Annotated in this window: 12 protein-coding genes and 2 rRNA genes; 10 read left to right on the top strand and 4 right to left on the bottom strand. The window is 63.9% G+C overall.

Features of this window, described 5'->3' with window-relative positions; genetic code table 11:
• The first annotated feature begins 228 nt into the window (after positions 1–228).
• Positions 229–3364 (top strand): 23S ribosomal RNA (locus H4W30_RS34950).
• Positions 3365–3448: 84 nt separating this feature from the next.
• Positions 3449–3565 (top strand): 5S ribosomal RNA (gene rrf / locus H4W30_RS34945).
• Between the two features lie 122 nt (positions 3566–3687).
• On the opposite strand, the gene H4W30_RS34940 is transcribed toward rrf, so the two are convergent.
• The gene (locus tag H4W30_RS34940; protein WP_192746459.1) at positions 3688–4134 is read right to left on the bottom strand and encodes an Lrp/AsnC family transcriptional regulator; all 447 of its coding nucleotides are present in this window, start codon (positions 4132–4134) and stop codon (positions 3688–3690) included.
• A gap of 107 nt (positions 4135–4241) precedes the next feature.
• Between H4W30_RS34940 and H4W30_RS34935 the strand changes: the two genes are divergently transcribed.
• The 5 genes from H4W30_RS34935 (at position 4242) to H4W30_RS34915 (ending at position 10400) form a co-directional block, all read left to right on the top strand.
• Positions 4242–4694, top strand: coding sequence for a rhodanese-like domain-containing protein (locus H4W30_RS34935; protein ID WP_192746458.1), 453 nt, complete (start codon positions 4242–4244; stop codon positions 4692–4694).
• Between the two features lie 84 nt (positions 4695–4778).
• Positions 4779–5534, top strand: a complete 756-nt coding sequence (locus H4W30_RS34930) for a type 1 glutamine amidotransferase (protein WP_192746457.1) — start codon at positions 4779–4781, stop codon at positions 5532–5534.
• 93 nt (positions 5535–5627) lie between these two features.
• Positions 5628–6758: an inorganic phosphate transporter gene (locus tag H4W30_RS34925; RefSeq protein ID WP_192746456.1), complete on the top strand. Its 1131-nt coding sequence runs from the start codon at positions 5628–5630 to the stop codon at positions 6756–6758.
• Between the two features lie 106 nt (positions 6759–6864).
• On the top strand, positions 6865–9837 hold the full coding sequence (locus H4W30_RS34920; protein ID WP_192746455.1) for a bifunctional [glutamine synthetase] adenylyltransferase/[glutamine synthetase]-adenylyl-L-tyrosine phosphorylase: 2973 nt from the start codon (positions 6865–6867) through the stop codon (positions 9835–9837).
• Between the two features lie 128 nt (positions 9838–9965).
• Positions 9966–10400, top strand: a complete 435-nt coding sequence (locus H4W30_RS34915) for an acyl-CoA thioesterase (RefSeq protein ID WP_044856402.1) — start codon at positions 9966–9968, stop codon at positions 10398–10400.
• Positions 10401–10491: 91 nt separating this feature from the next.
• On the opposite strand, the gene glnA is transcribed toward H4W30_RS34915, so the two are convergent.
• Positions 10492–11916: a type I glutamate--ammonia ligase gene (gene glnA / locus H4W30_RS34910; RefSeq protein ID WP_007033879.1), complete on the bottom strand. Its 1425-nt coding sequence runs from the start codon at positions 11914–11916 to the stop codon at positions 10492–10494.
• A 172-nt stretch (positions 11917–12088) separates the two neighbouring features.
• Here glnA and H4W30_RS34905 point away from each other — a divergent pair, with 172 nt between their 5' ends.
• Positions 12089–12574, top strand: coding sequence for an RDD family protein (locus H4W30_RS34905; protein WP_185927434.1), 486 nt, complete (start codon positions 12089–12091; stop codon positions 12572–12574).
• Between the two features lie 64 nt (positions 12575–12638).
• Here H4W30_RS34905 and H4W30_RS34900 read toward each other — a convergent pair whose 3' ends face one another.
• A complete protein-coding gene (locus tag H4W30_RS34900) occupies positions 12639–13592 on the bottom strand; it encodes a hypothetical protein (protein ID WP_192746454.1) in 954 nt (317 codons plus the stop codon).
• A gap of 105 nt (positions 13593–13697) precedes the next feature.
• The gene (locus H4W30_RS34895; protein ID WP_192746453.1) at positions 13698–14426 is read right to left on the bottom strand and encodes a DUF4191 domain-containing protein; all 729 of its coding nucleotides are present in this window, start codon (positions 14424–14426) and stop codon (positions 13698–13700) included.
• Between the two features lie 63 nt (positions 14427–14489).
• Here H4W30_RS34895 and H4W30_RS34890 point away from each other — a divergent pair, with 63 nt between their 5' ends.
• Together H4W30_RS34890 and H4W30_RS34885 are read left to right on the top strand one after the other, a co-directional pair.
• Positions 14490–16577 carry an ATP-dependent DNA helicase UvrD2 gene (locus H4W30_RS34890; protein WP_192746452.1) on the top strand — a complete coding sequence of 696 codons (2088 nt, stop codon included), beginning with the start codon at positions 14490–14492 and terminating at the stop codon, positions 16575–16577.
• Positions 16578–16793: 216 nt separating this feature from the next.
• Positions 16794–17060, top strand: a complete 267-nt coding sequence (locus H4W30_RS34885) for a hypothetical protein (protein WP_192746451.1) — start codon at positions 16794–16796, stop codon at positions 17058–17060.
• Positions 17061–17189: the final 129 nt, after the last annotated feature.

The following is a 17189-nucleotide window of genomic DNA, read 5'->3' as shown; positions in this document are numbered from 1 at the left end:
TCAAGGAATTGTGGAACTACTGGTTATGGTGTCGCCGGCTTCTGCTGGGACGCTCTAGTACTGCACCTCTGGGTGCGTGGAACGGGTGCTTCTGGGGAGTCGGAGGGATTGTTCGCTGGCATGCTGTTGGGTCCTGAGGCAACACGCCGAGGGGCTTACACGAGCTCCAGGGTTGTTTGTTTCTGGTGTGGTGTTTGAGAACTGTAGAGTGGATGCGAGCATCTTTGTGGTCAAGTTGTTAAGGGCACATGGTGGATGTCTTGGCTTCAGGAGCCGATGAAGGACGTGGGAGGCTGCGATATGCCTCGGGGAGCTGTCAACCGAGCTGTGATCCGAGGATTTCCGAATGGGGAAACCCAGCACCAGTTATGTGGTGTTACCCGCATCTGAATATATAGGGTGTGTGGAGGGAACGCGGGGAAGTGAAACATCTCAGTACCCGTAGGAAGAGAAAACAACCGTGATTCCGTGAGTAGTGGCGAGCGAAAGCGGAAGAGGCTAAACCATGCACATGTCAAGCTGTCAGGCGTTGTGTGTGTGGTGTTGTGGGACCCAGCGTCGAGGATCTGACAGTCCTCGGAACGGTTACGCGTGTTAGTGGAACGCCTTGGGATGGGCGACCGGAGTGGGTGAGAGTCCCGTACGCGAAAACATGTTGTGGATCGTTTGTTTGGTGTTCCCGAGTAGCAGCGAGCTCGTGGAATTTGCTGTGAATCTGCCGGGACCACCCGGTAAGCCTAAATACTTCCTGAAGACCGATAGCGGACTAGTACCGTGAGGGAAAGATGAAAAGTACCCCGGGAGGGGAGTGAAAGAGTACCTGAAACCGTGTGCCTACAAGCCGTCAGAGCCCGAGCACATCCTTGTGATGTTGAGGTGATGGCGTGCCTTTTGAAGAATGAGCCTGCGAGTTAGTGCTGCGTGGCGAGGTTAACCCGTGTGGGGTAGCCGTAGCGAAAGCGAGTCTGAATAGGGCGATTGAGTCGCGTGGTCTAGACCCGAAGCGGAGTGATCTACCCATGGCCAGGCTGAAGCGTCGGTAAGACGACGTGGAGGGCCGAACCCACTTAGGTTGAAAACTGAGGGGATGAGCTGTGGGTAGGGGTGAAAGGCCAATCAAACTCCGTGATAGCTGGTTCTCCCCGAAATGCATTTAGGTGCAGCGTCACATGTTTCTCCACGGGGGTAGAGCTACTGGATGGTCTAGGGGCCTTACCGGGTTACCGAAATCAACCAAACTCCGAATACCGTGGTGTGAGAGTGTGGCAGTGAGACGGCGGGGGATAAGCTTCGTCGTCGAGAGGGAAACAGCCCAGAACACCAGCTAAGGCCCCTAAGTGTGTGCTCAGTGGGAAAGGATGTGGGATTGCCCAGACAACCAGGAGGTTGGCTTAGAAGCAGCCACCCTTGAAAGAGTGCGTAATAGCTCACTGGTCAAGTGGTCCTGCGCCGACAATGTAGCGGGGCTTAAGCACACCGCCGAAGCTGTGTCATTGACACATATAGATCGGCACTTTCCTTGAGGAAGTGTCTAGTCGTGTTGATGGGTAGGGGAGCGTCCTGCATCCAGGGAAGCGGCGGCGGAAGCCAGTCGTGGAGGGTGTGGGAGTGAGAATGCAGGCATGAGTAGCGAATGCAGAGTGAGAAACTCTGCCGCCGGATGACCAAGGGTTCCTGGGCCAGGCTAATCCGCCCAGGGTAAGTCGGGACCTAAGGCGAGGCCGACAGGCGTAGTCGATGGATAACGGGTTGATATTCCCGTACCCGAGCACGTGCGCCCAGGATGAGGCGGTTGATACTAACCACCCAAAGCCTCGTGTTGAAGCCTTCGGGTGGATACGCGAGTGTGGAGCGTGGGATCTGATTCCGTAGTAGTCGAGTGATGGGGTGACGCAGGAAGGTAGCTCCGCCAGTGAGTGGTAGTACTGGTGTAAGCGTGTAGACCGGAGTGTAGGCAAATCCGCATTCCATATAGGTTGAGACGTGATGCGTAGCCGATTGAGGCGAAGTAGAGTGATCCTATGCTGCCGAGAAAAGCCTCTAGCGAGTGCGTGCACGGCCCGTACCCCAAACCAACACAGGTGGTCAGGTAGAGAATACTAAGGCGATCGGGTGAACTGTGGTTAAGGAACTCGGCAAAATGCCCCCGTAACTTCGGGAGAAGGGGGGCCAAACACTCTGAAGTCCCTTGCGGACTAGGGGTGGGTGGCCGCAGAGACCAGCGGAAAGCGACTGTTTACTAAAAACACAGGTCCATGCGAAGTCGCAAGACGATGTATATGGACTGACGCCTGCCCGGTGCTGGAACGTTAAGAGGACCGGTTAACCCTTCGGGGTGAAGCTGAGAATTTAAGCGCCAGTAAACGGCGGTGGTAACTATAACCATCCTAAGGTAGCGAAATTCCTTGTCGGGTAAGTTCCGACCTGCACGAATGGCGTAACGACTTTCCGGCTGTCTCAACCACAGGCCCGGCGAAATTGCACTACGAGTAAAGATGCTCGTTACGCGCGGCAGGACGGAAAGACCCCGGGACCTTTACTATAGTTTGGTATTGGTTTTCGGTTCGGCTTGTGTAGGATAGGTGGGAGACTGTGAAGCTGGCACGCTAGTGTTGGTGGAGTCGTTGTTGAAATACCACTCTGGTCGGATTGGGAATCTGAACCTCGGACCATGATCTGGTTCAGGGACAGTGCCTGATGGGTAGTTTAACTGGGGCGGTTGCCTCCTAAAGAGTAACGGAGGCGCCCAAAGGTTCCCTCAGCCTGGTTGGCAATCAGGTGTTGAGTGCAAGTGCACAAGGGAGCTTGACTGTGAGACAGACATGTCGAGCAGGGACGAAAGTCGGGACTAGTGATCCGGCACCACCTGGTGGAAGGGGTGTCGCTCAACGGATAAAAGGTACCCCGGGGATAACAGGCTGATCTTGCCCAAGAGTCCATATCGACGGCATGGTTTGGCACCTCGATGTCGGCTCGTCGCATCCTGGGGCCGGAGTAGGTCCCAAGGGTTGGGCTGTTCGCCCATTAAAGCGGCACGCGAGCTGGGTTTAGAACGTCGTGAGACAGTTCGGTCCCTATCCGCCGCGCGCGTAGGATACTTGAGGAAGGCTGTCCCTAGTACGAGAGGACCGGGACGGACGAACCTCTGGTATGCCAGTTGTCACGCCAGTGGCATGGCTGGTTGGCCACGTTCGGAAGGGATAACCGCTGAAGGCATCTAAGCGGGAAGCCTGTTCCAAGATGAGGTATCCCACCCCTTGTGGGTTAAGGCCCCCAACAGACCATTGGGTTGATAGGCCAGAAATGGAAGCACAGTAATGTGTTGTCGAGTTGACTGGTACTAATAGGCCGAGGACTTGCCCACAAAGATGTTACGCATCCACTCTACAGCTCTGAAACACCACACAACCCCCTCGTTGTGAGGTTGTGGGGGAGTGTTTCACAGTGTTTCGGTGGTTATAGCGTCAGGGAAACGCCCGGTCCCATTCCGAACCCGGAAGCTAAGCCTGACAGCGCCGATGGTACTGCAACCGAAGGGTTGTGGGAGAGTAGGACACCGCCGGACTAACATTAAAAGAAGGGTCCAGGCCCCGGTCGAGAACCACGAGTTCTCCCGGGGCCTGGACCCTTTCTTAATGTCTGCCCTCGCCAAGTGGTAGCAAAGGTCCCTTGCTCCCGCGGCGCCGCTCAGCAGGGCCGTCGGCCTACCGCGCGCCGCCGAACAGGCGACGAGAAGACGAGAGAAGTCGTCGTCTCCCCATAGCGCTGCATCCGCTCTACAAGCTCCTCCAACTCCGCAGTGCTCCGGCAGGCGACTCGCACCAGCCAGCACTCGTCACCCGTGACGTGATCGGCGTCGAGCACCTGGGGAAGCGCGAGAATGGTTTCGCGGAAGCGGGCCGTGTCCAAACTGCGAACCCTCGCTCGCACCATCGCCTCGATCGGTAACCCGAGCTTCGCCACGTCGACGTTGGCCGAGTATCCGGTGATGATCCCCTTCTCCTCGAGCCGGCGAACCCGCTCGGTCACCGCGGGCGCGGACAGCGACACGCGCCGACCGAGTTCCGAGAAGGTCAACCGGCCATCGGACTGGAGCAGTTCGAGTAGCTGCCAGTCGAGATCGTCGAGGTTCACAGAACTCCAGGTTGATCGTCGTGCCCACCAGGAAACTCCAGGCTAGCCCCCGGCAAGACCTGGATTATCCGATGTTGTGGACGATCACCGGCCAGCAGGATTGAGTTATGACGACCGAACCCCGTGTACTCATGTTTCCGGCCTTGGACAGCGCGACCGCGGCCGCGCACCTGCGCGCCGAGCTCGCCCTCGAGGTCGACCCGGATGATCTGGTCCGAGATCTCACCTCTGGTTCTCGGAACGGGTACCTGGTCGTCGAAACCCGGGCCCCTGAAGCCTTCGCGTTGGCTCGCATCCCGGGCGCGATCAACCTCCCCTATCGGGAGATGACCGCCGAGTCGGTCAGCGGCCTGGACCGCGAACTCGTCTACGTCTGCTATTGCGAGAGCATCCACTGCAACGCCGCGACCAAGGGGGCGTTGAAGCTCGCGGAGCTCGGCTTCAAGGTCAAGCGTCTCTCCGGCGGCATCGCCGCCTGGCAAGCCGCCGGCTATCCCGTCGACCGGGACGCCTCGGTACCCGCTATCACCTCGACGCCCACTCCCCGCTGCGCCTGCTGACCGGAGAAGCAGGGGACCTTTGCTACCGCCACCCCGAGCGGTAGTAAAGGTCCCCTGCTCTCCCGGCGGTCGTAGGCTGGGGACGTGACCGCTCTCAAGTTGCTCGTCATCCAGCCGGATGCATCAGACCCGATCGGCCCTCTCGGTGACTGGCTCACCGAGGCCGGCGCAGAGCTCGACATCCGGCTGCTGCCCGATCAGACACTCCCCACCGATCTTGACGGGTACGCGGGCGTGGTCTGCCTCGGTGGTGGGATGGGCGCCAATGACGACGGCGAACATCCGTGGTTGGCGGACGTGCGGAAGCTTCTTTCGAAGGCCGCGGGCGCGCGCATCCCGACGCTCGCGATTTGCCTCGGTGGTCAGCTGCTGGCTGTGGCGCTGGGCGGCAGCGTCGGCACAGGTGATCAAGGCCCTGAGGTCGGCCCCAGCCTTGTGTCCAAGAAGGACGCTGCCTGGACCGACCCGCTCTTCGCGGACTTACCGCTGATGCAGGACGTCCTGCAGTTTCACAACGACGCGATCACCCGGCTGCCCGCAGGTGCTGAGCTCCTCGCCTCCTCGCCGCGGTATGCCTACCAGGCCTTCCGATTCGACCGTTGTGCCTACGGTGTCCAGTTCCATATCGAGACGACGCCGGATGTGGTCCTCGACTGGGCGCGACAGTCGCCGGAAATGGCAGAACTCACCCGGCCGGACGTACTGACCCCCGACAACCTCGCTCGGGTGCATGCCGACATCACCGAAACCTGGCGGCCGTTCGCTCATCGCTTCGTCCGTCTGGTGTCCGGTGACCTCGCCCCGGCTGCGGACCGTCAACGTACATTGCCGATGGCTTAACGGCTTATGTCTCAAATGTGTATGGGTTATTAACACCCAGGTCGTGCCGTCAGGTACCTTGCGGAGGGAATTTCGAAGGGTTCGGAGGTCGGGGTGGAGCCCTCAGTCTTGGTCGTGCTCGTCGTCGTCACGGCCCTAATTTTCGATTTCACGAACGGGTTCCACGACACGGCCAACTCGATGGCGACGTCGATCGCCACCGGGGCGTTGCGTCCCAAGGTCGCGGTGACGATCTCCGCGGTCCTGAACCTGGTCGGAGCCTTCCTGTCGGTCGAGGTGGCCAAGACCATCTCGAATGGACTCGTTGACGACTCCAAGATCGGGCCGGCGATCGTGTTCGGCGGCCTGGTCGGGGCGATCGTATGGAACCTGATCACGTGGTTCGTCGGGCTACCGTCCAGCTCGTCCCACGCGCTGTTCGGCGGACTGATCGGCGCCACCTGGGTGTCGGCCGGAACGGACTCCGTCCATTTCGGAAAGATCGTCGAGAAGGTGCTGGTCCCAGCGGCACTATCGCCGGTCTTGGCCGGTCTCGTCGCGATGATCGTGACGTACTTCGTCTACCGGATCTTCGTCCGCCGCGGTCGTACCGCCGGCTTCCGGGTCGGCCAGATCATCTCGGCCTCGCTGGTCTCGCTCGCCCACGGCACGAACGACGCGCAGAAGACCATGGGCGTCATCACGCTGACGATGATCACCGCCGGAACCCTCCCCGCCGGGGCAGGGCCGCCGCTCTGGGTGATCGTCAGCGCGGCGTTGGCACTCGCGCTCGGCACGTACCTGGGTGGCTGGCGAATCACCTTCACGCTGGGTAAGGGCTTAACGGATATCGACGGCCCGCAGGGCTTCGCCGCGCAGACAAGCTCGGCCGCGGTCATTCTCGCCTCGACGAATTTCGGCTTCCCGCTTTCGACGACCCACGTCTGCTCCGGCGGCATCGTCGGTTCCGGTGTGGGCAGAAACGAATCGCCGGTTCGCTGGCGCACGGCCGGCCGCATGGTGATCGCCTGGCTGTTCACACTGCCCGCCGCCGCCATCGTCGGTGCCGCGGCCGGCCTCGTGACCTCGACGGGCACGGTGGGCACGATCGCCGTCGGTGTCGCGGGCCTGGCGATCGGCATCGGGATCTACCTCCTTTCACGGCGGAGCCCCGTCAACGCAGGCAGCTTCGCGAGCCCAGCCCCGACCGTTCCCGAACAGGAAGTCGGCAAGGTCGCCGCTTAGGAGAGCAAGGGACCTTTGCTACCGGTCTCCACGCGGTAGCAAAGGTCCCTTGCTCCCTTGCGCGTCCGTCTGGCCATGGGCGGAAGGGCGACTACGGTGGAAGCCGATGGTTGAGCGCGCCAGGCCGACCGCTTCCGTGGCGAGATACGGCTTCACCGACCCCCGAGCTGACGGGCAGCTGCGTGCTGCCGGTTGGTGGACCGAATCCGGCCCGGACGGCTCCGCCACCGACGTGATGTCGGCACTTTCCCGTACTGCGGATCCCGACCTTGCCCTGAGCGGACTGGACCGGATCAGGGAAGCCGACCCTGCTACCTGGAATGAGCTCGACCAGGCGCTCCGCGCCAACCGGACCTTCCGCGGCCGGTTGCTCGGCGTTCTTGGCACTTCGAGCGCGCTCGCGGACTTCCTGGTCGCGAACCCCGACTGCTGGAAGACCCTCCAGGGCGAGAAGAACGTCGCCCCAGATCAGTATGTGAACAGTCTTCTCGCCCATCTGCGACCGGACGGCGAGCTACTCACCGGGCTCGAGTCGGAGCAGGCTCTTCGCATCGGCTACCGCGAACTGCTGCTCGGAATAGCTGCGGCCGACCTCGGGCATCTCGTCGAACCTGGTCTCCGCCAGCCGCCTTATGCCGAGATCGGAGCCCAACTCACGACGTTGGCTGAGGCCGCGCTGACGGTTGGGCTGCTGGTCGCAGAGGCCGAGGTGGGTGCCGCTGCCGAAGGCCACCTGTCCGTGATCGCGATGGGCAAATGCGGCGGTCGTGAGCTGAACTATGTGAGCGACGTGGATGTCATCTTCGTCGGAGATGGAGATCTTTCGATCTCCACGAGACTGGCCAGCACGATGATGCGTGTGGTCGGCAAGGCATGCTTCGAGGTCGACGCGGCGTTGCGCCCGGAGGGCAAGGCGGGCGCCTTGGTCAGAACCCTCGATGGCCATGCCGCCTACTATCAGAAGTGGGCCAAGACCTGGGAGTTCCAGGCATTGCTCAAAGCGCGGCCGGTCGCAGGCGATGCCGAGCTCGGACGGCAGTACGCGGAGATGGTCGCACCGAAGGTGTGGGCTGCGGCCGATCGGGAGAACTTCGTTCCCGAGGTCCAGAAGATGCGGCGCCGCGTCGAAGGCCATGTGCCGTCCGCGCACGCCGAACGGGAGCTCAAACTGGGGCGCGGCGGCCTTCGCGACGTCGAGTTCGCCGTGCAGTTGCTGCAACTGGTCCACGGCCGGATCGACGCCGAGCTGCGTTCCCCGTCCACGATGGACGCGCTCGCTGCCCTGGGGGACGGCGGGTACGTCGGCCGGAAGGACGCTGCGGAGCTCGCATCTTCCTACGAGTTTCTCCGGACCATCGAGCACAGGCTCCAGCTTCGCCGGCTCCGGCGTACGCACTTGTTCCCTGCCGCTTCGGATGTCAGCGAGCTGCGCACGATCGCGAGAGCGAGCGGCGTGCGGCCGGCCCGAGGCAGAAGTGAAGGGGATGTGTTGGTGGCGGAGTTCCGCCGCCATCTGCAGAGCATCCGGCGTCTTCACGAGAAACTTTTCTACCGGCCGCTGCTGCAGTCGGTCGCGAACGTGCCGACGGAAGCGCTACGGCTGACCACGAAACAGGCCGAGAGCCGCCTCTCCGCGCTCGGCTACGCCGCGCCGGATGGGGCCTTGCAGCACATCAAAGCGCTGACTGCGGGAATGTCCCGTCGGGCGGCCATCCAGCAAGCTCTGCTGCCGGTCTTGTTGGACCTTCTCGCCGACACTCCGGACCCTGACCGTGGACTTCTGTCCTACCGGAAGGTCTCGGAAGCGCTTGAGGCGACGCCCTGGTACCTACGGGTTCTTCGGGACGAAGGTGCCGTCGTTGAGCGGCTCGCGTTCCTGCTCGGCACGTCACGTCTGGTTCCTGACCTGCTGGCCCGGGCGCCGGAAGTACTGCAGTTGCTCGGGGATCCGGCGCGGCTGGCCGGCCGTACCCCGGCGGAAGTTGCCACTTCACTGAGAGCCGCTGTGCGGCGTCAGCCGGGGTTGAACGCCGCGGTCGCGGCCGCGAGGTCGTTGCGCCGGCACGAGATGCTCCGGATCGCGTCGGCGGATTTGCTGGGGTTGCTCGACGTCCCGGCAGTGTGCGAGGCGCTGTCCAGTGTGTGGGTCGCCGTGCTTCAAGGTGCCTTGGCGGCTGCTTTTCGCCAGCGCCAGGCCGAACTCGGCCAGACCCCCGCGAAGATCGCCGTCATCGGCATGGGGCGGTTGGGCGGGGCCGAACTCGGCTATGGATCCGACGCGGACGTTCTCTTCGTGTGCGAGCCCGCCGAGGGTGTGTCGGACTCCGAAGCAGCGAAGTTCGCTTCCTCCGTCGCCGAGACGGTCCGCAAGATCCTCGGTGCCCCCAGCCCCGACCCGGCACTGGTCGTCGACGCGGATCTCCGGCCGGAGGGGCGGAGCGGCCCGTTGGTGCGAACTCTCGAGTCCTACCGCAGCTACTACGGGCGGTGGGCGGAGGTCTGGGAATCGCAGGCGCTGCTTCGCGCTCGGTTCATCGCCGGTGACGACGACCTCGGTACACGGTTCATCGAGATGATCAACCCCATCCGCTATCCGCAGGCGGGCCTCGATGCGGTTCGCGTGCGGGAGATCCGGCGGATCAAGGCGCGTGTGGAGACGGAACGGATGCCCAAGGGCGCCGACCCGACCCGGCACACGAAACTCGGCCGTGGAGGGCTCGCCGACGTGGAGTGGACCGTGCAGCTCATGCAGCTGCGTCACGGACATGAGGTCGAGGGGCTCCGGACCACTTCGACGATCGAGGCCCTGAAGGCCGCCGCGGAGGCGGGGCTCGCCGAGCCCGCCGAGATCGAGTCCCTGACCGAGGCCTGGTTGCTGGCGACGCGCGTCCGTAACGCCGGGATGCTGGTCCGAGGTAAGGCGGTCGACGAAATTCCCAGCTCTGGTCGCGACCTCGCCGCGGTCGCGCGAGTGCTCGGCTACTCGGCCGATGATGATCCAGGCGAATTCCTCGACGCCTACCGGCGAACGACGCGACGTGCCCATGCGGTCGTGGAGACCCTTTTCTACCAGGGCTGACCGCTCTGACCTGCGGTAGGGGAGCAAGGGGCCTTTGCTACCGCTTGTCGTGAGCGGACGAGGTGGTAGCAAAGGTCCCTTGCTCACACTCGGCATCGCGGACGGCGGGTGGCGCCTACAGTGGACCGGTGACTGTGCGCGAGCCATTTCGCACCCGGATCAAGGTGCGTCATTACGAGCTGGACACCCTCGGCCACCTCAACCATGCGGTTTATCACTCGTATGGCGAGGTCTCCAGACTTGAGCTGATGGAACTCGCCGGCGGCCTCAACGCGGGCATGCGTGATGCGAATCTTGCCTTCGTGCTGCTCGAATCCCACATCGTCTTCCGGCGCGAGCTTCGGGCGGGCGACGTCGTCGACGTGACCTGCGACGCCAAATTCGGCACCGGCAAGACCTTCCATATGGACTCGAACATCTACAAGGTCGACGGCACCCTTTCAGCGGAAATCACGTGCACGCTGGGGTTGATGGATCTCGAGCGACGCAAACTGGTGGACGACCCGCGTGGCCGGATCGAGCGAGCGGGCGTCGACCTGAAGGTTCTTTCCACTTCGGAGTAGCCGTACTACCTAGTCCAAACAAGAAACGCCGGTGGTGAGGGCGATTCCGCACCTCACCACCGGCGTGCTCTTGGTGTTTCCTACCGCACGATCACACGTCGTAGTACAGCGAGAACTCGTACGGGTGCGGGCGCAGCCGCAGCGGGTCGATCTCGTTCTCACGCTTGTAGGAGATCCACGTTTCGATCACGTCGGGGGTGAACACGCCACCCTCGAGCAGGTAGTCGTGGTCGGCTTCCAGCGTGTCGAGAACCGCACCGAGGTCGCCCGGAACGAGCTTGACGTTCTGGGCCTCCTCCGGCGGAAGCTCGTAGAGGTCCTTGTCGATGGGCTCCGGCGGCTCGATCTTGTTCTTGATGCCATCGAGACCGGCCATCATCATCGCCGAGAACGCGAGGTACGGGTTGCCGGACGAGTCCGGGCACCGGAACTCGGCACGCTTGGCCTTCGGGTTGTTCCCCGTGATGGGGATACGGACACAAGCCGACCGGTTCCGCTGCGAGTACACCAGGCTGACCGGGGCCTCGAAGCCGGGCACGAGCCGGTGGTACGAGTTGACGGTCGGGTTGGTGAAGGCCAGCAGGCTCGGTGCGTGCTTGAGCAGACCGCCGATGTAGTGGCGGGCGGTGTCGGACAGGCCCGCGTACCCCGACTCGTCGTGGAACAGCGGCGTGCCGTCCTTCCACAGCGACTGGTGGCAGTGCATGCCCGAGCCGTTGTCACCGGCGAGCGGCTTCGGCATGAAGGTCGCGGTCTTGCCGGCGGCGAACACGGTGTTCTTCACGATGTACTTGAACAGCTGCAGGTCGTCCGCGGCGTGCAGCAGCGTGTTGAACTTGTAGTTGATCTCGGTCTGGCCGGCGGTGCCCACCTCGTGGTGCGCGCGCTCGATCTCGAAACCGGAGCCCTGCAGGTTACGAACGATCTCGTCGCGCAGGTCGGCGAAATGGTCGACCGGCGGAACGGGGAAGTAGCCGCCCTTGAACTTCGTCTTGTAACCCTGGTTGCCGCCCGGCACGTCGGCGCCGGTGTTCCACCAGCCCTCGACGGAGTCGATCTCGTGGAACGAGGCGTGCTCGGCCGAGTCGAACCGGATCGAGTCGAAGATGTAGAACTCGGCCTCGGGGCCGAAGAACACGTTGTCCGCGACGCCGTACTCGGAGATGTACTGCTCGGCCTTGCGCGCGATGTTGCGCGGGTCGCGGCTGTACGCCTCACGGGTGAACGGGTCGTGCACGAAGAAGTTCAGCGAGAGCGTCTTCGCCTTGCGGAACGGGTCGATACGCGCAGTCTCGGGGTCCGGGAGGAGCAGCATGTCGGATTCGTGGATCGACTGGAAACCACGCACCGAGGAGCCGTCGAAGGCGAGGCCTTCTTCGTAGGCTTCTTCGTTGAACGCCTTCGCCGGAACGGTGAAGTGCTGCATAACGCCGGGCAGGTCGCAGAACCTGACGTCGACGACCTCTACGTTCTCGTCGGCGATAAGGCGCTGAATGTCGTCTGGAGTAGTGGGCACCCTCGGTGACTCCTTCTCGTTCGTTGCCGGCGGCAGTACTCTCTTCGGCTCACGCTAAGAGCGCGGTGTTGCCCGACCGTCACCCGTATGTTTCGCCGGTGTTAACGGGGCGGCGATATCGGGTAGTCGACCAGGGCGAATGTGGCCCGCGCCACCGGCATACCCTGGATGGGTGGCGAGATGGACCGGAGAATGGCTGCCCGGAGCCGGCGATGAGACGACGGCCGGTGGCGAGGGTACGCAGCGGTGGCGTGGTGAGCGACTCGGCTTGCCTCAGTCGGGTGTCGGCTCGGTAGCGGGCGGCGGCGCGCGCCTTCTCGGGCTGCTCATCGACCTGGTCCTCGCCTCGCTGGTCACCGCCCTCTTCGTGACGCCTAGCCTGCAGGACCCGGCCGTCATGCAGACCTTCAACCTCTGGTCGGTCGGCGTCTGGGCGGCGATCACGGTCATTCCCGCGGCCTTCTTCGGGTTCACCCCCGGTATGGCAGTGGTCGGAATCCGCGTCGCCAGGCTCGACGGCGCGCAAATGGTCGGTGTGTGGCGTGCCGTCGTGCGAGGGGCGCTGACCTTCGTGATCATTCCAGCCGCGATCCGCAACATCGACGGACGAAGCTGGCTCGACCGACTGACCGGAACCGTTGTAATCCGCATGCGATGACCGCTGGTGGGAGCAAGGGACCTTTGCTCTCGCCGGAAGAAGCCGGCAGCCGGACCGGCAATGGTCAGGCCGCAGGAGCCGCAGGGACGCTTCCGAGATCTGGAGGCGGTCGTTGTCGGGCCCGGCGGTGGGCCGCTCGCAGCTCTTGGATCACCACCAGCGGCTCGTCACGTAGCCGCCCCGGACTCACCTGTACGACGATGAGGCCTGGAGCGACGAGGGCTGGCATCTCGGCCACCTTGTCCGGTCCGAGAGCGACCTCGTTGTGGCGGACTTGCAGTGCGACGCCGACCCGCGGCCACCAGGCATCAGCGATGCCGACAACCACCCCGTCGGGAGTCCGTAGCTCTGCCTTCCACACGGGCTGGGGCAAGCCGCTGCGCTCGACTGCAGATTCCAGCCACTGCTCGACGGCAGAGTCGACGCCGTCCTGAAGGGCGTTGACGACTATTCGAGGGAGCGCGGAGCCGATCGTGCTGGCCTGGGCCAGCTCGTCTCGAAGTTCTTCTGGAGTGCAGAGCCCACGATGGACCGCGTCGTGGATCATCGCCCGCACCGACTGGAGTTCGTCCATACGTCGAGCCGCGTCGATGAGAGCTCGGGCTAGCGGAGCGACAGGCAACCCATCGATCTCCACCGGCTCCGGTAGGTGGATCGTTCGTTCTACGACCGCGAATCCCCAGGTGGCGACCTTGCTCCGGTGTGGGATCAAGGTGTGCGCCCGTCTTTCTGGCGGGAGTCTTCGGACCCCGTACAGCCTCGCGGCCGGTACTCCGGTGAGCATCGCCTCCGGCCCCGCGTGGGTCAGCGCGACCTTCAGGAGCTGGTGCCTGGTCGGCGTGGCATTGGTCAGGAGGATGACGCCGGGAATCGGGCGGCGCCAAGGGCCGCCTTCGCGACAACGTCGCGAGATCGCTGAGTGGGAGTGTCCGAGGGCGACAAGTTTCGCCCGGGCGGCCACGCCGTCCGGGAACATCGCTGCCAGCGCCTTCTGCCGGGCGCTTGAGGTTCCGTTCACACAGTGATCATGCGACCACCCACCGACAATTTTCGGCCGGAGACGAATCAGGGGTCCTTTGCTATCGCACGCGGCGGTAGCAAAGGACCCCTGATCCTCGTTTCGTCAGCGGCGACGGATGGTGCGCTGGACGTTGCGCATTTTCGCGCCGGCGGGCATCGGGCCCTTCGGCATGGCGGCACCGCGGCTGCCGAGTGCGGCCAGCTTCGCTTCCAGCGCGTCGACCTGGGCGGGCTTGAGGTTGCGCGGCAGCTTCATCAGGTGGCTCTGAAGCTTCTTCAGCGGCACCTGCTGGTCTTCGTTGCCGATGATCACGTTGTAGATCGGTGTCTCACCGATCAAGCGGGACACGCGCTTCTTCTCCTGCGCGAGCAGGGACTTCACGCGGTGCGGCGCACCCTCGGCGACGAGCACGACACCCGGACCACCGAGAACTCGGTGCACGGCGTCGAGCTGGGTGGTGGCCGCCACGGTCGGCGTCACCTTCCAGCGGCCTCGCATGTTCTCGAGCGCCCACGCCGCGGCGCCCGGCTGCCCGTCGGCCTTCGAGTACACGGTCTTCTGGACGCGCCTGCCGAAGATGATCACAGCGGCGAGCGCACCGAGCAGGATGCCCAGCGGCAGCAAGACCCAGTGGACGTCGAAGATGAACCCGATGCCGAACACGACACCGGTGATGACCAGGAGCGATCCGACCATCCAGGGGATGAGCGCCTTGTCTTCCTTGCGCTGCATCTTGAAGGCTTCGAAGATCTGCCCGCGGCGAGCCTTGCTCGCGGCACGCTTCTCCTTCTTGGCCAGCTTCGCTGCTTCCTTGTCCTGCTTTCCCGCCATGTGACCAGGATACGGCTGCGTGCCCTGCGCCGAACCCGGCGGGCACTCTGCGAGGATCGGGACGTGGTTAGCGCATCGTCCCCGAAGAGTCGTCCAGGCCTGCTCGATGGGCTCGATCCCGAGCAACGCGCCGCCGCTTGCGCGCCGAGGGGGCCGGTCTGTGTCCTCGCAGGAGCAGGGACCGGCAAGACCCGGACGATCACCCACCGCATCGCCCACCTGGTCCGTTCCGGCCACGTCGCCGCTGGTCAGGTCCTCGCCGTCACCTTCACGACCCGCGCCGCGGGGGAGATGCGCACTCGTCTCCGGGGGTTGGGTGTGGACGCCGCCCAGGCGCTCACGTTCCACGCCGCCGCCCGCCGCCAGTTGCGATATTTCTGGCCTCAGGTCGTCGGGGACCGGCCTTGGGAGCTGCTCGAGAACAAGTTCCGCTACATCAGCCAAGCCGCCAACAAGGCCGGCCTCGGCACCGAGACGGAACTGCTGCGCGACCTCGCCAGTGAGATCGAGTGGAGCAAGGCCTCTTTGGTATCGCCGGACGACTATCCCGCGGTAGCCGCACGGACACAGCGGGACACACCGGCGCCCGCCTCGCAGGTCGCGGAGGTCTACCGCAACTACGAGAAGGTCAAGAACGCCGCGCAGGTCCTCGACTTCGACGACCTGCTCCTGCACACCACGGCGGTCCTCGAGGAGCACACGGTGGTGGCCCAGGAGTTCCGCGAGCGTTATCGCTGCTTCGTCGTCGACGAGTATCAGGACGTCACCCCGCTTCAGCAGCGGCTGCTCGACGCCTGGCTCGGCGGCCGTGACGATTTGACCGTCGTCGGTGATGCCAACCAGACCATCTATTCGTTCGGTGGTGCTTCTCCCCGGCCGCTCCTGGAGTTCACGCGGAGGTTCCCCGAGGCGACGGTCGTGCGGCTCGAACGGGACTATCGGTCGACGCCGGAAGTCGTGGCTCTCGCCAATCAAGTGATCGGTGCCGCGCGCGGCCGTCCAGCGGGGTCGAGGTTGAAGCTGATCGGCCAGCGTCCTTCCGGGCCCGCCCCGCGGTTCGCGGAGTATGACGACGAGACCGCCGAGGCCGCGGCTGTCGCGCGCAGGATCCGTGACCTGCTCGACAGCGGAGTGGCGGCCAGCGAGATCGCGGTGCTTTACCGCGTCAACGCCCAGTCCGAGGCCTACGAGCAGGCTCTGGCGGAAATGGGCATCCCGTACCTGGTTCGCGGCGGCGAGCGGTTCTTCGCCAGGGCCGAGGTCCGGCAGGCCATGTCCGCGCTGCGGATGGCGTCGACCGACGCTTACACCGGCGAGCTGGTGACCCGTGTCCGCTCGGTCCTCGCGAAAGTGGGGCTCACCGACCAGCCTCCTGCCGGAGGCGCGGCGAAAGAGCGGTGGGACGCGCTTCTTTCGATCGTCGAGCTGGCCGAGGAACTGGCTTCCACGGTCGAAGACGCGGATCTTCCTCGATTCGTGGCGGAGCTCGAACAGCGGGCGACAGCGCAGCATCCACCGACGGTGGAGGGCATCACCCTGGCCTCGCTTCACGCGGCGAAAGGTCTCGAATGGGATGCCGTGTTCCTCGTGGGGCTCGCCGAGGGGACCATGCCGATCCTCCACGCCGACGGCGACGACGCGGCAATCGAAGAAGAGCGCCGCCTCTTCTATGTCGGCGTCACACGAGCTCGAGTGCACTTGTCGCTGTCGTGGGCACTGGCCAGGACGTCGGGCAATCGCCGTAATCGGCGACGCAGCAGGTTCCTCTACGGCCTCATCCCCGAAGATCATCCGGCCGCGAGGGTCGCCCGATCGCAGCAGCCGAAGCAGGCCGGTAACAAGGCCCGGTGCCGCGTGTGCGGCGGGCCGCTGCTGGAGACACTGGACATCAAGCTCGGCCGGTGTTCCCGGTGCCCGTCCAACGTGGACGAGCAGCTGCTCGAGAAGCTGAAATCCTGGCGTGGGGAGCGCTCGCGGGAACTCAAGGTGCCGGCCTTCGTCGTTTTCACGGACGCGACGCTCGTCGCCATCGCCGAGCAGCGCCCTACCGATGACACGGCGTTGTGTGCCATCTCCGGGATCGGAGCGACGAAGCTCGAGCGCTTCGGAGCGGAGGTTCTCGACGTCGTGCGGGCCTCGGTGGAGACTTGACCGCGTCCCAGGCTTGATCCACGCGGCGAACCTGCTGCTCAGAGCCGATCTTCGCAACTTCGACGGATTTTCTGGAAAATAAGTTGCCCTGGCGCGGCCGGGGGCAATAACCTGCAGGTACCGGGCGGGAAGCGCCCGGCCTGGGGAAGAACATCTACAACACAGCGTAGACCGCAGGGCGGCTCGCGCGCGACAGAGAAAGGTGGTGTCAGTGAAATGAGGATCAACATGAAGCTCACGAACCCTGGCACCCGTCTGTCCTGCGTCGCGGAAGTCCCGCAGGCACAGCGCCAGGGCATCTTCATGCCCGTGAGCATCCTTGCCGCCCGCGGCACTCAGCGTCTCAACCGGCGCTGGGTCACCGCCGACGAGACCTTCACGCACGCTGCCGCCTTTGGTGGGGCGTACGTGAACGGTGGCGTCGATCTGCCGGTCATCAAGCAGTTCCGTGTTCCGTTGTACCAACGGGAGCGAAGTTCCTGACCTAGTCAGGACCAGAGGCTCACGAAGGCCGCGGAACCGGTTACCGGATCCGCGGCCTTCGTGTTTTTTGCTGCACAAACAAGTTGGCTGCACAACCTAATTAGGGTTCAGCGTTGTCCAGTTCCACCG

Source organism: Amycolatopsis roodepoortensis (assembly GCF_014873915.1).
Classification (GTDB): domain Bacteria; phylum Actinomycetota; class Actinomycetes; order Mycobacteriales; family Pseudonocardiaceae; genus Amycolatopsis; species Amycolatopsis roodepoortensis.
This window is presented reverse-complemented; position numbering and strand designations above follow the sequence as displayed.